The organism is Candidatus Frankia alpina, assembly GCF_902806485.1.
Taxonomy (GTDB): domain Bacteria; phylum Actinomycetota; class Actinomycetes; order Frankiales; family Frankiaceae; genus Frankia; species Frankia alpina.
This window is the reverse complement of sequence record NZ_CADCWT010000125.1, coordinates 1-14,042: the sequence shown is the minus strand read 5'-3', so window position 1 is coordinate 14,042 and position 14,042 is coordinate 1. Positions and strand designations below refer to the sequence as shown.

The 14,042-nt window shown below is 72.8% G+C and carries 10 protein-coding genes; 7 read left to right on the top strand and 3 right to left on the bottom strand.

Going from position 1 to position 14,042, the window contains the following annotated elements; genetic code table 11:
• Positions 1-81 precede the first annotated feature (81 nt).
• On the bottom strand, positions 82-876 hold the full coding sequence (locus G6R25_RS14305; RefSeq protein WP_163553359.1) for an alpha/beta hydrolase: 795 nt from the start codon (positions 874-876) through the stop codon (positions 82-84).
• A gap of 530 nt (positions 877-1,406) precedes the next feature.
• Here G6R25_RS14305 and G6R25_RS14300 point away from each other — a divergent pair.
• The 5 genes from G6R25_RS14300 (at position 1,407) to G6R25_RS14280 (ending at position 7,026) form a co-directional block, all read left to right on the top strand.
• The gene (locus G6R25_RS14300; protein ID WP_473246901.1) at positions 1,407-2,297 is read left to right on the top strand and encodes a lysophospholipid acyltransferase family protein; all 891 of its coding nucleotides are present in this window, start codon (positions 1,407-1,409) and stop codon (positions 2,295-2,297) included.
• 32 nt (positions 2,298-2,329) lie between these two features.
• Positions 2,330-3,874, top strand: a complete 1,545-nt coding sequence (locus G6R25_RS14295) for a hypothetical protein (protein ID WP_235948441.1) — start codon at positions 2,330-2,332, stop codon at positions 3,872-3,874.
• A 4-nt stretch (positions 3,875-3,878) separates the two neighbouring features.
• Complete coding sequence (locus tag G6R25_RS14290; protein WP_163553358.1) at positions 3,879-4,409, top strand: polyadenylate-specific 3'-exoribonuclease AS; 531 nt, start codon at positions 3,879-3,881, stop codon at positions 4,407-4,409.
• Between the two features lie 114 nt (positions 4,410-4,523).
• Positions 4,524-5,549 carry a 6-phosphofructokinase gene (locus tag G6R25_RS14285; protein ID WP_163553357.1) on the top strand — a complete coding sequence of 342 codons (1,026 nt, stop codon included), beginning with the start codon at positions 4,524-4,526 and terminating at the stop codon, positions 5,547-5,549.
• A gap of 109 nt (positions 5,550-5,658) precedes the next feature.
• Complete coding sequence (locus G6R25_RS14280) at positions 5,659-7,026, top strand: class II 3-deoxy-7-phosphoheptulonate synthase (RefSeq protein ID WP_163553356.1); 1,368 nt, start codon at positions 5,659-5,661, stop codon at positions 7,024-7,026.
• Between the two features lie 250 nt (positions 7,027-7,276).
• Here the strand turns inward: G6R25_RS14280 and G6R25_RS14275 are convergent, their stop codons facing one another.
• A complete protein-coding gene (locus G6R25_RS14275; RefSeq protein WP_163553355.1) occupies positions 7,277-8,980 on the bottom strand; it encodes a DUF5667 domain-containing protein in 1,704 nt (567 codons plus the stop codon).
• A gap of 33 nt (positions 8,981-9,013) precedes the next feature.
• Complete coding sequence (locus tag G6R25_RS14270; protein WP_235948438.1) at positions 9,014-11,164, bottom strand: Stk1 family PASTA domain-containing Ser/Thr kinase; 2,151 nt, start codon at positions 11,162-11,164, stop codon at positions 9,014-9,016.
• A gap of 473 nt (positions 11,165-11,637) precedes the next feature.
• Between G6R25_RS14270 and G6R25_RS14265 the strand changes: the two genes are divergently transcribed.
• The gene (locus G6R25_RS14265) at positions 11,638-12,588 is read left to right on the top strand and encodes a thiazole synthase (protein WP_235948436.1); all 951 of its coding nucleotides are present in this window, start codon (positions 11,638-11,640) and stop codon (positions 12,586-12,588) included.
• Positions 12,585-13,826: a 2-iminoacetate synthase ThiH gene (thiH, locus tag G6R25_RS14260; protein ID WP_235948434.1), complete on the top strand. Its 1,242-nt coding sequence runs from the start codon at positions 12,585-12,587 to the stop codon at positions 13,824-13,826. Before G6R25_RS14265 ends, thiH begins: the two co-directional genes overlap by 4 nt.
• Positions 13,827-14,042 lie beyond the last annotated feature (216 nt).

The window sequence follows — 14,042 nt, the reverse complement described above, 5'->3', positions numbered from 1 at the left end:
CCGGCCGGCCCGGTCGCCCCGCCCCCCGTCGCACCCGCCGCGGACGGCCGCGGTTCGCCCTGGCCCGGCGCCGGCGGGTGCTCAGCCATCGCTGCGGGGCGGGTCGGGCACGAGCGTGCGCGCCGCGTGTCGCTGGACGAAGTCCAGACTGCCTTTGAAGATTGTTTCCTTGTCGTTGTCGAGGGTTGCCACATGCCAGCTGTCCGGCAGCAGCCGTTCCTCGATCGGCGCGCGGACCCCGGCCAGCAGGATCGCCCCCGAGCTCGGCTCCACCACGTGGTCGACGATGCTGCGGTACGCGAGCACCGGGCAGTCGATCCGCCCGAGGTCGCCGCGGGTTACCCCCCACAACTTGCGCAGCGACGCGAACGGCAGCAGCGGCACCCGGTCGTAGCCGACCTCGGGTACCCCCTTGGCCTTCACGTCGCCGGCGACGCCGCGCACCGCCGGGATGAACCGGCCGAGCAGCGGGGCGAGCGCGGCCTGCCGGCGCTCGGTGGACAGACTCGCGTTCACCGTGACCACGCCGGCGACGTCGGAGCCGTGCTCCTCGGCCAGCCGCAGCGTCAAGGTCCCACCCATCGACAGGCCCATGACGAACACCTGCTCGCAGTCCGCGCGCAGGCGCAGGAACGCGCCCTGCACGGTGGTGTACCAGTCGGGCCAGGTGGTCGGGAGCATGTCCTGCCAGCGGGTGCCGTGGCCCGGGAGTAGCGGGCAGGAGACGGTGAGCCCGGCGGCGAGAGCCTCGCCCCAGGGCCGCATGCTGCCCGGAGAGCCGGTGAATCCGTGGACCAGTAGGACGCCCACCGGCCCACCCGCGAACTGGAACGGCTCGGCGCCAGGTAGGACGGCTGTGCCGGTGGAGCCCGCCATCGTGTATCCGCCCTTCGTGCCCTGCGTCCGCCCGCGTGCCACGTAGCGGGGTGGCGCGGAAGGAAAGCGTCGGTAAACGTATGCTCGCACGGTCCGCGGGTTGAGGCCACGGTCGTGCGTATCTCGTGGTCCTGCATATGTCGTCGGAACGTTAAGGGCCCGTCTGGGCCGAGAACACCCCCGCTGGGATGATATAGGCGTGGGGCTGCCGGCGCGCGCCCGGCGAGCTCGTTGCGCCGGCGGCGGGCCGGGTGCCGCGGTCCCCACAGTGGGCCGTGTCGGCGTTAGATGGACAGGGGAGACGGCCGCTCCTCAGACTCGAGGGCGGCTCGGTCTCCGTCGGTGATCGTGGCCGGGCGGCATCCGCCGCGCGGCCCGCGTACCGTCGCAGTCCGTCGGTCGCGGAGCGCCGCCGTGCTCCACGTGGCGGGCGGTGAGATGCTCGGCCTGATGTGATCGGTCTCGGCGGATGGAGACGGGCGGCCCGGTCACGGCCGCCCTGGCGGGCGTCGTCTCACGGCGGTGACCAGGTGGGAGCTGTCTTGTTCTACTGGGTGCTCAAGGTGGTCCTGGCTCCGATCCTGCGGGTGTTCTGGCGCCCGTGGGTGGAAGGTGCCGAGAACATCCCCGGGCAGGGCCCCGCGATCCTCGCCGGAAATCATCTGTCGTTTCTGGACCACTTCTTCCTGCCGCTGGTGATTTCCCGGCGGGTGACCTTCCTGGCCAAGAGCGACTACTTCACCGAGGCCGGGGTCAAGGGGTGGTTCAAGCGCGTGTTCTTCAGCGGCGCCGGCCAGATCCCGATCGACCGCAGCGGCGGCAAGGCGAGCGAGGGCGCGCTGCGTTCCGGCGTGCGTGTCCTGCGTCAGGGCCGGCTGATCGGCATCTACCCGGAGGGCACCCGCTCGCCCGACGGTCGCCTATACCGCGGCAAGATCGGCGTCGCCCGGATGGCCCTGGAGGCCGGCGTGCCGGTGATCCCGGTCGCGATGATCGGCACCTTCGAGGTGCAGCCGCCCGGCCAGCTGCTACCGAAGATCCGCCGGATCGGGATGCGGGTCGGTCAGCCCCTCGACTTCTCCCGCTACGCCGACATGGCGGACGACCGGTTTGTGCTGCGGTCGATCACCGACCAGATCATGTACGAGCTGATGGCCCTGTCTGGCCAGGAGTACGTGGATATGTACGCCAAGCGGGCCAAGGAGGAGATGGCCGCCGCCCGTGGCGCCGCAGGCGGCGCGGGCGCTGCGGACGGCGCCGCTGACACCTCGGTGCGGGGCGGGCGGCCCGTGCCGGCGGCGGTGGCGGTGGCGGTGACTCCCGAAGGGTCGGCCACGGCGGGTGGCGAACGCCCGTCCCGTCCCGTGGCCGCGCCGACCCAGCCGCGGGTCACGGACGACCACGCCGACCGGGCGGTCTGACCCGCCTGCCGGCAACACGGCAGGATGGTTACGTGCGTGGCGATTTCGCTCTTCTGGCGGCGGTCGAATGGTTGGACGGCGCTCGCCGGTGGCGGCGGGCTCCCGGCCTGGGTGGCCTGCGGGCCGAGCCACGTGGTGGCGCCCGCCGGCCCGCCATGCTGCTGCTCGCGCTCGGTGTTCTCGTCGGTTGCCTCGTCGCGGCGGGCCCGGCCGCGCTCGCCGTGCCCGCTCCACCCGCCGCAGCCGACGCGGCGGCACCGGGTTCCGCGGCCGGTGCCGTCCCCGCCGGCACAATCAGCCGTTCCGGGGCCTACCTGACCGACGGCGAGCGCCGCGTGGTCGTCATCCGCGGGATGACGGTGCCCGCCGGCGTCATCCCGACCACCCGTGACCTCGACACCTGGATCGGCTACGGCTTCAGCGGCGTACGCCTCGCGGTGCCGGTGGCCGCAGGTGGCCACTTCCCGGTCACTGTCGGCTGGCCGGCGCCCGACGCGGCCGCGGGGGCCTCGGCGGATCCCGGACTCGGCCAGGTCGCGAGCCTCGCCCGGACGTTCACCGGCCGCGGGATGCGGGTCGTGCTGCGGCTCGTCCCCGCCGCGCGGGGCCAGGCGCTGTCGAGTGCCACGCTCGCCGCCGGCCTCGGCCGGCTGGCGACCCGGTTGCACGGCGAGCCGGACCTGCTCGGCTACGAGGTTCCCGCCGCCGCGGGCACGGGGGGGACGCTGGCTGACGCCGTCACCGCCCAGGACCCGGTCCACCTGCTCTGGCGGGACCGCCCAGCGCCGTTCGACGCCGCCGCCACCGTCGCCGTCAACGACCCGACCGGCTACCTGATCGGGTGGAAGGACGGCTCGCCCGCAGCCTTGCGCGGCCTGGTGGCGGCCGCCGACGCCTTCGGGCTGAGCTGGTTCTACGACGCGCCCAGCGGCACGGGCGGGACGGTCGGCACCGACCCGCCGCCTGCCCCGGGCGGCGGGATGCTCCAGGCCGCCCCGGCGGAGATCGTCCGCCCGTACCCGGTGGCCGTCGCGGGGACTCCCGAGTCGCTGCGGTTCGACGCGGGGCGAGTGCTCACCGTCACCTTCCGGACGGCCTCGCCCAGCGGGAGTTCCCTGGCGGCCGGCGCGGCGACGGCCATCAGCCTGCCGGCATGGTCCTACCCGCAGGGCTACCAGGTCCAGGTCACCGGCGCGCGGGTGACCTCGGCGCCGGGCGCGGGCCTGTTGTGCGTCGTGGCCGAGCCCGGGGCAGCCCGGGTCGAGGTCCGAGTCGCTCCGGCCACCGCCGGCCCCCAGGTCAGCGCGCCCGCGGCCGCCGGAGCGGCCGGCTGCGCCTCCTCGCCGGGAGCCGTGGCGGCGCGGCCGGGCGGTTCGGGCGCGTCCGCCGCCGCGCCTGTGGGCAGCGAGGATGACGAGGAGTACTCCGGGCTGCTGCTGTGGGTGCTGCCACTGGTCGGGGCGGCCGCCGCGGTGGCGCTGCTCGAGCTCGTGCTGCGGCCGTGGCGGCGCCGGTCGGTCCGGTCGGCACCGAACCCGGCGTCCGTGTCCGCCGATCTTCCCGGCAGGGGAGACTGAACCGGTGGGCACCCGATTCTTCTACGACACCGAGTTCATCGAACGCCGCGAGGCTGATCATCTCTGGCTGGACCTGGTCAGCATCGGCATCGTCAGCGAGGACGGCGCGCAGCGTTACTACGCCGTGTCCACCGAGTTCGACCCGGCCTTCGCGGTGCCGTGGGTCCGCCGTAACGTCCTCGACCAGCTGCCGCCGCTCGCGGACCCGGCGTGGCGGTCCCGGGTGCGGATCCGTGCGGAGATCGCCGCGTTGCTGACCACCGACGGCACGCCGGAGCTGTGGGCCTGGTACGGCGCCTACGACCACGTGGTGCTCTGCCAGCTTTTCGGGACGATGACCGACCTGCCCGCGCAGCTCCCGCGCTTCACCCGGGACCTGCGCCAGCTCTGGGAGGACGTCGGACGCCCGGTGCTGCCGCCGCCGCCGGCCAATGCGCACGATGCCCTCGCCGATGCCGTGCACAATCTGGCGCGCTGGGAGGTCCTCGCCCCGCTGCGTGCCCGGATCGCCGCCGTCCCGCCCTCGCGCCGTTGACGCCTCACCGCAGTCGGGTCGCCACGCCTGGTTAGCGCGAACACGTTCCTCCGCGCGGAGCGGCCGCTACGCTGCCGCCGGCGGGGGCCGGCGCGCTTGACAGGAGTATTCGCGATGAGGATCGGCGTACTGACCGGCGGCGGCGACTGCCCCGGGCTCAACGCGGTGATCAGGGCCGTCGTCCGCAAGGGCGAGGGCGTCTACGGGCACAGGTTCGTGGGATTCCGGGACGGCTGGCGCGGGCCGCTGACCGGTGACATGGTGCCGCTCGACACCGCAGCGGTGCGCGGCATCCTGCCGCGCGGCGGAACCATTCTCGGGTCGAGCCGCACGAACCCCTACGCCGCAGTGGACGGGCCGTCGTTGGTCCGCGAGAACCTGGCCGCCGCCGAGATCGACGCGCTCATCGCGATCGGCGGGGAGGACACCCTCGGCGTGGCCGCCCGGCTGCACGCCGAAGGGCTGCCCGTGGTCGGGGTTCCCAAGACCATCGACAACGACCTGTCCGCCACCGACTACACCTTCGGCTTCGACACCGCGGTCAACATCGCCACCGAGGCGATCGACCGCCTGCACACCACCGCGGAAAGTCACCACCGCGTGCTCATCCTCGAGGTGATGGGGCGTCACGCCGGGTGGATCGCCCTGCACAGCGGGATGGCAGGCGGCGCGAACGTCATCCTCATCCCGGAACGGCCGTTCGACTTCGACAAGGTCTGCGCCTTCGTCGAGGCCCGCTTCGCCACCCACTACTCCCCGATCATCGTCGTCGCGGAGGGCGCCACCCCGCTCGCCGGCACCCTGGTCACGAGGGAGAGTGAGCTCGACGCCTTTGGCCACGTCCGCCTACAGGGCATCGCGCAGGTCTTCGAGACCGAGATCCGCGGCCGCACCGGCCGGGACGCCCGCGCCACCGTGCTCGGCCATCTTCAGCGCGGCGGCACGCCGACCGCGTTCGATCGTTGGCTCGCGACGCGCTTCGGCCTGCACGCCGTCGACGCGGTGCACGAGGGCGACTTCGGGGTGATGGTCGCCCTGCACGGGACCCGCATCGACCGCGTCCCGCTGGCAGAGGCGACCCGCGAGCTCAAGACGGTGCCCGCGGAGCTCTACGACGAGGCGGAGATCTTCTTCGGCTGATCGGCGCCGGTGGACCGTCGGCAGGCGCGGAGCACACTCGGGGCCTCGACCGAAACACGTCGGCCGGTTGACCGGCTCGCATGGCGGCCGGGACCGTACCCTGTGTGTCGTGAGCGCATTGGATGTCTGGCGGACCCTCCCGGCCAAGCAGCAGCCGTCGTGGCCCGATCTCGAGGAACTGCAGTCCGCCTACAACCAGCTTGCGGGGCTTCCCCCGCTGGTCACCGCCCCCGAGGTGCGTTCACTTACCGACCGCCTTGCGATGGTCGCACGGGGTGAGGCATTCCTGCTCCAGGGCGGCGACTGCGCCGAGACCTTCGCGGCGAACACCGCCAACAAGATCCGCGACAAGGTCAAGACGCTGCTGCAGATGGCGGTCGTGCTCACCTACGGTGCGAGCACGCCGGTGGTGAAGGTCGCCCGCATCGCCGGCCAGTACGCCAAGCCGCGTTCGACCGACATCGAGTCGAGCACCGGCCTGCCGTCCTACCGCGGCGACGCCGTCAACGACATCGCGGCCACGGCTGCTTCCCGCCGGCCGGACCCGATGCGCATGGTCGCCTCATACCATCAGAGCGCAATAACGCTGAACCTCGTCCGGGCGTTCGCCACCGGCGGGTTCGCGGATCTGTCGAAGGTCTACGAGTGGAACAAGGCCTTCGTGCGTGACTCGCCGGCCGGCCGGCGCTACGAGGTGATGGCGACGAACATCGAGCGGGCGCTGGCCTTCATGGCCGCCTGTGGCATCGACCTCGGCAGCGCGGCGTTGACCGGAGTGGAGCTGTTCACCAGCCACGAGGGTCTCCTACTGGAGTACGAGCGCGCCCTCACCCGCGTGGAGGACGCCACCGGCAACCCGTACGACCTGTCCGCGCACATGATCTGGATCGGGGAGCGGACCCGGGACCTCGATGGTGCCCACGTCGACCTGCTGTCCCGGGTGGGCAACCCGATCGGTTGCAAGATCGGCCCGAAGGCCAGCCCCGACGAGGTCCTAGAACTCGCCGAGCGGCTCAACCCGCAGCACATCCCCGGCCGGCTGACCCTGATCATCCGGATGGGCGCAGGCAAGGTCCGCGACGCCCTCCCGCCGATCATCGAGAAGGTCAACGCCGCCGGGCCGCCGGTCGTCTGGTCCTGCGACCCGATGCACGGCAACACCCGCGACGTCGGCGGCGTCAAGACCCGCCACTTCGACGACGTGCTCGACGAGGTCTTCGGCTTCTTCGAGGTGCACAAGGCCCTGGGCACCCACCCGGGCGGGCTGCACATCGAGCTGACCGGCGAGAACGTCACCGAGTGCCTCGGCGGCGCCGAGCTGATCGGCGAGGAGGATCTCGGTGGCCGCTACGAGACCGCCTGCGACCCGCGTCTGAACACCGGGCAGGCACTCGAGCTGGCCTTCCTCGTCGCCGAGATGCTCCAGCACGCGCGTGGCGAGCGTGCCGCCGCGATGCAGGAGTACCCCACCACCTGACCCGACCCGGCCCCACCCGACCCGGCCATTTGATACCCGGCCACATCACGGTCAGATCGTGCCGAGGCCTAAGCACGGTTTTGCGGCCTGAAACCGTGCTTACCCCTCGGCACGATTATGTGCGCAGCTGGTCACGGACGGGTCTCGCGGTTCAGTGACGGTGCGAACCCGACCGCGCCGCAACTGCGTTCCAACGGCTCCGACCGATGGCAGGCGGCGCTCAGATGTCAGACGCTCAGCCCGGGGCCACCTATCCCGTGGCGGTGCCCGGCGGCGTCTGCGTATCGGCCGTCGGAGCGCTGCCGTTCGCGGCGCTGCCGGCCGCCGACCAGCCGCCTGTGCCGGTGGAGGCCGTGCCGACCATGTCCACGGGAGCACTCGTGGGGCTTGACGGCGGGGAGGCCTTCGGTGGGTTCGGGGCCCTGACCGCTGGGAGCGGCGAGGATTCGCCTGCTTGCCTGGCCGGGGTCGCGGTGCTCGGCGCACTCGGCTGTCTCTGCGCGGCTGCCGACGGCTCGGCCGATTCGGCCGCCCGGCTTACCTCGGCCCTACCGTGACTCGCATCCTCATCGGGGGTGCCGCTGACCCTGCTGGCTGGCGTCGGCGTGGTGGTTGACGTCGGCATGGTGGTTGACTCGGCGTCGTCCGGGGATGTCGGCGCACTCGGCGCGGCGGACGATGGGGCCTCCTGCAGGGCGCTGGTCGGCGCCGCCGTGGGCGCGGTACTCGCGGGCTGCGTCACGGCGGTGGCCGTCGCTCGTGGGAAGCGGAGGCCGAGGCGGAACTCATCGATGAGGTCAAGGGTCGCCTGCGCGGCTTCGGACGTGCCGGGTGGAAGGGCGGCGAGGATGGGTGCCAGCCGATCGGACTGCTCGGTGGTGAAGGCATCCATCGTCGTCCAGGCGTCGGCGTTCCCGGTGGCGGCTCGGGCGAGCAACACTCGCGAGCCGGCTCGCGCTTGGGCGCACCAGGCCCGCAGCAGGCTGTTGACCGTGCCGGCATCCGCATGGTGACCGGAAGCGGCCAGGGCCGCCGCCGCGGCCGCGGCGGCCGAGCCGGCCGGTGTCGCCGAGGCGGCTGTCGTGGTGGTGGCTGTGATGGCCGAGGCGGCGGGTGCGGCGGTCGGGGGCGACGCGGCCGGCGGAGACGGTAGAACCGGTGCGGCCGGCCGGCTGGGGGGCGGCGCCTGGATCGGTCCGGCCGGGGCGACGGGCCGGACCTGCGGGAGGGGAAGGCCCGTTCCGGCGGTCCACAGCTGGGCGAACGGATCTGTCGGCTGGAGCAGGCTCGCGGGGCCCGGCGGCGGCTGGTTGGCGGCGCCGGTGGGGCGGTCGATGTGGGTGCCCTGGCCGAGAGTGATCGTGCGCAGCTCGTCCATGCGGGTAACGGCCACGTCGAGACGGGTCTTCGCCTTGGCGATCGGATCGCGCACCAGGGACACCTGAATGTTCTCGACCCGCCGTTTGACGCCGTACAGCGTCTCGCCCGGCAACGCGTCCTCCGTGCTGACGGCGAGGCCGACCAGGGCCACCGCGCAGGCGAGGGAGATGGCCAGTAGCGGGCGGGCGGTGCGCAGAACCCGAGCTTGTCGAGGCGAGACTCGACGTACCCTCCGCCCGGTAGCGCCCGAGCCACGGGCCATGGCGGGCTCGGCGGACTGTGCCGGGTCGGGTGCGGCGGAGGCGGTGGGTGCGGTGGGTGCGGCGGGGGTGGCCTCGGTGAGGGCGGTGTCGGTGAGGGCGGCGAGCAGGTGGGCGCGCAGGGCGTTGCGGCGCACCGGGCTCATCCGGGGTGTCGGGAGGTCACGTAGGGCTGCCGCCGCGTTCACCAGGCGGAGTTCGGCGGCGTCGGTCGGCGGCCGTTGGCCGTCCAGGAGCGTGGCGGCCTGCTCGGCGCGGGTCCGACGCGGCTGCCACCACCGGAAGCCACGCAGCCGAGGCCCGGGCTGCTCCACTCCGGCGGGATCCCGACCGCGGTCGACCGCCGTTCAGTTACCGATCTGCCACACAGTGTTCACATGTACTGTACTACCCTTTTCGATCTTGGAGTTGGGCTGGGCGGACTGGGCTGTCACCCGGTCGTTCGGGTTGCCGAACACGGCGAACCGATCGATCTTCAGCCCACGCTGGCGGAGGATGCCTTCGGCCTCGCGGTAGGTCTTGCCGATCAGTTTGGGGACGGTGACCTGTACGCCGCCGGCGGAGCCGTCACCGGCGTCGGGCGAGGAGGCGACCGTGAGCGTGACGGTGCTGTTGGGCACGATCTCCTGGCCGACTCCGGGGGTGGCGCCGACGACGTTGCCGGGGGTCGCGTCCTCGGCCACGGTCAACGCGCGCTGGACCGTGACCCCCGCAACGGCGAGGGCATCGATCTCCGCCTTGGCGGCGTCGTAGGTCTTGCCGATGACGTCGGCCGGCATCTGTCTGGTGTCCGGTCCGCTCGACATGATCAGGGTGACGCCGTCCTTGGGCCTGAGCATCGTGTTGACGGCCGGGTTCGTGCCGATTACGTGGCCGGCGGGGACGGTGTCGCTGGCCTGGTTGGACAGCCCACCCACGGCGAGGTAGAGCTCCTTGAGCCGGGCCGTGGCCTGGTCCTGCGTGAGATTCGCGAGGTCCGGCACGGCGACGGTCGCCGGCCCGGAACTGAGCCGCAGAGTGATCACCGCGTTCTTGTCGACCTTCGCCCCGTCCTTGGGATCCTGCTGGGCGATGTGGCCGGCGGCCACGGTCAGGTTGGCGACCGGATCGAGGTAGGTCTGCTTGAGCCCGTCGTCGCGCAGCATCGCCTCGGCGTCCGACTTGCTGAGGCCGGTCAGCTGCGGGACCTCGATCTTGTCGCTGGACAGCGAGCGCAGCGTGATGAAGCCGAGTAGCAGGACGAGAATCGCCGCGCCGCCCACGGCGAACGGCGCATACCGACGGAGACCAGAACCCGTACCCGAGCCCGTGGCGCGGCGGTGACCGTGCGCGGCGCCGAGATAGCTGGTGGACGTCTGGCTGGGCGTGGCCGAGGAGCGGTAGAGCGCCCCGGTTCCGGGTTGGCTCGGGGCCCCGCCCGTGTACGGTGGCCCGGCGGCCGGATCATGCTCCGCGGTGCCGGCCCCCGCCGGTCGCCCCGACTCCGCGCCGGTGAACGGCCCGGCGCCGCGGGCGTCGTGGTAATCGGCGGGCTGGTAGGCGCGGGTGTAGTCGGGCTCCGAGCCCTCGGCAGGCGGGCCGATCAGACCGATCCGCTCGACCTCGCCGGTGAAGCCGGTCTGGTAGGCGTCCGCCGATGGCAGGTAAGGCCCGATGCGGTGCAGCTCGTCGAGCAGGGCTGCGCCGTCGGCCGGCCGACGGCCCGGGTCGCGCGACGTCGCCCGCAGGACGAGGCCGTCGAGCTCCGCGGGGACGCCCTCGACGATGGTGGACGGCGCCGGCACGTCCCCGTGGACGGACTGGTAGGCCATCGACATCGGGGTCGCGCCGCTGTGTGGCAGCTGGCCGGTCAGCGACTCGAACAGCACCACCCCGGCGGCGTAGACGTCGCTGCGGGTGTCGGCGGTGCCCCGGGTGACCTGCTCGGGTGCGAGGTAGCCGACGGTGCCCATGACCACCCCGTCGGTCAGCGCCTGGGTGGGCTGCCCGAGGGGGCGGGCCAGGCCGAAGTCGGCGACCTTCACCTGGCCGTCATCACCGAGAAGGATGTTCTCGGGCTTGATGTCGCGATGGATGATGCCGGCGGCGTGCGCGGCGGCGAGCGCCTCCATCACCGGCTCGATGATCTCGACGGCCTCGGCGACCGGCAGCCGCCCGCGGGCGGCCAGGTGCTGGCGCAGCGACCGGCCGCGAACCAGCTCCATGACCAGGTAGTTGACCAGGCCGACCGGGGTGTGGTCGGAGCCCTGGTCGAGCACCGAGACGACCCGGGGGGTGTTCAGGCGCGCCACCGCCTTGGCCTCGCGGTGGAAGCGGGCGACGAACTCCGGGTCGTGGTTGAGGTTGGGATGCATCACCTTGAGGGCGACGAGCCGATCCAGCCGGTTGTCGTGCGCGACGTACACCGTCGCCATGCCGCCGACGGCGATCCGTTCCTGCGCCGTGTAACGGCCATCGAGAAGCCGATCTATGACGGGGTCGGCCACGGTGGCATCCACGGAAGACAGCTTACGATCGCCGTCGGACCATGCCGCTACCGGAGCCTCGTGGTGTTAGCTCCAGATTCGGGCCGGGGGTCGGGGAACGCTTCGAGATGCCTCGGACATAGCCGTTGCTATCGGTCATACCGGCTGATGGTGTTTGGCTGAATCTCCAGCCCTTGCGTAAGCGGTGACCGCGCTGCGCGTATCCGCGGCGGCCCGCCCATGCCACGGCAAGCCTGCCCCGGCCGACGAGGCCGCGCCCCGGCACGTTCGGGTAATCGGCGGTCCGGCCTCCGATCCGCGGGCCCCCGATGTGGCCGCTCCAGGTGGGTGGGGTGCGCCGATCCGGCTCGGTGGCGGTGCCGGGCCGGCTAGACTGGGGGTTGCACCGGGGAGCCCGTGGACGTGGGCTGAGAGGCCGGCCAGGAACACCGTCGGCGACCCGCATACCCGATCGCGGTCATGCGCGCGTGGGGAGGATGGACATCATGCCGCAGGCTCCGTCAGGTCCCACCGTTCCCGGGGCGCGATGGTCCGGGCCGTCCGGCGTCTCGTGGCTCGGCGCCGCCGAGGCGGCCGAGCCGCACGGGGGCGATGATCTCGTGATCGCCGGCCGTTCCTATGGCAGCCGCCTGCTGGTCGGAACGGGCAAGTTCGCCGCCCACGAGGTGATGCGCGACAGCCTGCTCGCCTCCGGCGCCGAGATCGTGACGGTCGCGCTGCGGCGGGTCGACCTCGACCGCGCCGGCGAGGGTGACGTGCTCGACTTCGTCCCGCCGGCCATGACGCTGCTGCCCAACACCTCCGGTGCCGCGGACGCGGCGGAGGCGTTGCGCCTCGCCCGCCTGGGTCGCGCGGCCACCGGAACCGGCCTGGTTAAGCTAGAGGTCACCCCGGATCCGCGGACGCTCGCCCCGGACCCGATCGAGACCCTGCGAGCCGCTGAGCTCATGGTCGCCGATGGCTTCACCGTCCTGCCGTACTGCTCGGCGGACCCGGTGCTGGCCCGCCGGCTGGAGGAGGCCGGCTGCGCCACGGTCATGCCGCTGGGCAGCTGGATCGGCTCGAACCGGGGGCTGCGGACCCGGGACGCGATCGAGGCGATCGTGGCGGGCGCGGGCGTGCCGGTGATCGTCGACGCCGGCCTCGGTGTGCCCTCCGACGCGGCCGAGGCGATGGAGATCGGCGCGGCCGCGGTGCTGGTCAACACGGCGATCGCGGTGGCGGCCGACCCGGTGCGGATGGCCCGGGCCTTTGCGCTCGCGACCGTCGCCGGGCGGCTGGGCTACCTGGCCGGGCAGGCCGGACCCGGCACGGCCACCGCGGCGTCCGCGTCCTCGCCGCTGACTGGCTTCCTCGGCGCCCTCGGCGCTGCGCCCTCCGCGACCTCTGCGCCTCCCGTGACCTCTGCGAACGGCAACGGCAAGGCGGTCGGGTGAGCGCGCCGCGGGGGGAGTTCGCCCGTGAGCTCGCCGCGCTGGACCTGGCCGGCCTGTCCGCCAGGTCGGGGCGCACGACGCCGGCGGAGGTCGACGCCGTGCTGCGCCGGGTCGTTCCCGATCCGGCCGGCCGGGGTGAGTCGGCGCCGGGGCGGTTTGGGCTCGAGGAGTTGGCCGTCCTGCTCTCACCGGCCGCGACGGGACGCTTGGAGGAGCTCGCACTCGCCGCCCGGGCGACCACGCTGCGCCGCTTCGGCCGGGCCGTGCGCCTGTTCGCCCCGCTGTACGTCTCGAACGCCTGCCTGTCGTCCTGTACGTACTGCGGTTTCGCCAAGGGCCTGCCCGTCGCGCGGCGCACCCTCAGCGTCGACGAGGTGGCGGCCGAGGGCAGGCTGCTGGCTGGGCGGGGCTTCCGCCACCTGCTGCTGGTCGCCGGGGAACACCGCGTCGAGGTGTCCGCCGACTACCTCGTCGCCGTGGTCGAGCGGCTGCGGCCGATGTTCCCGTCACTGTCGATCGAGACGCAGACCTGGTCGGACGACACCTACGCCCGGCTGGTGCGGGCCGGGCTGGAGGGCGTCGTCCACTACCAGGAGACCTACGACCGGACCCGGTACGCCGAGGTGCACGTCGCGGGCTGGAAGCGAGACTACGACCGCCGGCTGTCGTCGTTCGAGCGGGCCGCGGGCGCCGGGGCGCGTCGGCTGGGGATCGGCGCCCTGCTCGGCCTCGCCCCGGACTGGCGGGCTGACGTGCTCGCCCTGGCCGCTCACGCGTCGTTCCTGTCGCGGCGGTACTGGCGGACCGAGGTGTCGGTCGCGTTGCCGCGTATCAAGCCGAGTGCCAGCGGGTTCCCGCCGACGGTGGTCGTCTCGGACCCCGAGTTCGTGCAGGCGTACGCGGCCCTGCGGCTGGTCGAACCCGACCTCGCGCTGACGCTGTCCACCCGGGAACCGGCGGCGATGCGCGACGGCCTGGTCCGCATCGCGGCGACGACGATCAGCGCGGGCTCCTCCACCGAGCCCGGCGGCTACGGCTCGCCGGGCACCGCCCAGGAGCAGTTCTCGATTTCGGACGAGCGCGCGCCGGCTGAGGTCGCCGTGATGCTCGTCGCGGCCGGCTACGAGCCGGTGTGGAAGGACGCCTTCCCACTCGTCGACTCGACCCCCTGGCGCCGTCCCAACCCGCGCACCGGCCCTCCCGTGGGCCCGCCGGCCACGCGGGCGGCACTGGGCTGAGCTTGCCCGGAGAGCTCCGCGTTGAACCGTTCGGAACCCGGGCCGTCGAGCCCGGTCCGGACGATGCCGGCGTTAACGGACCGTTCTGCCTCCGGACGGTGCCGCTGCAATTCCCCTATGCGTCCTTTGAGGGTAGTTGTAGGGCACTGTTCGTAATGTAGGGAGGGCCCGCTCCGCCCCTTCTCGACCCGAATGACGGCAGGCGTCGTGAAGGCC

Excerpts from the sequence above, each read along its gene's own strand:
- G6R25_RS14305 (WP_163553359.1), bottom strand. The coding sequence starts at position 876 with ATGGCGGGCTCCACCGGCACAGCCGTCCTACCTGGCGCCGAGCCGTTC.
- G6R25_RS14285 (WP_163553357.1), top strand. The coding sequence starts at position 4,524 with ATGAGGATCGGCGTACTGACCGGCGGCGGCGACTGCCCCGGGCTCAAC.
- G6R25_RS14265 (WP_235948436.1), top strand. The coding sequence starts at position 11,638 with ATGCCGCAGGCTCCGTCAGGTCCCACCGTTCCCGGGGCGCGATGGTCC.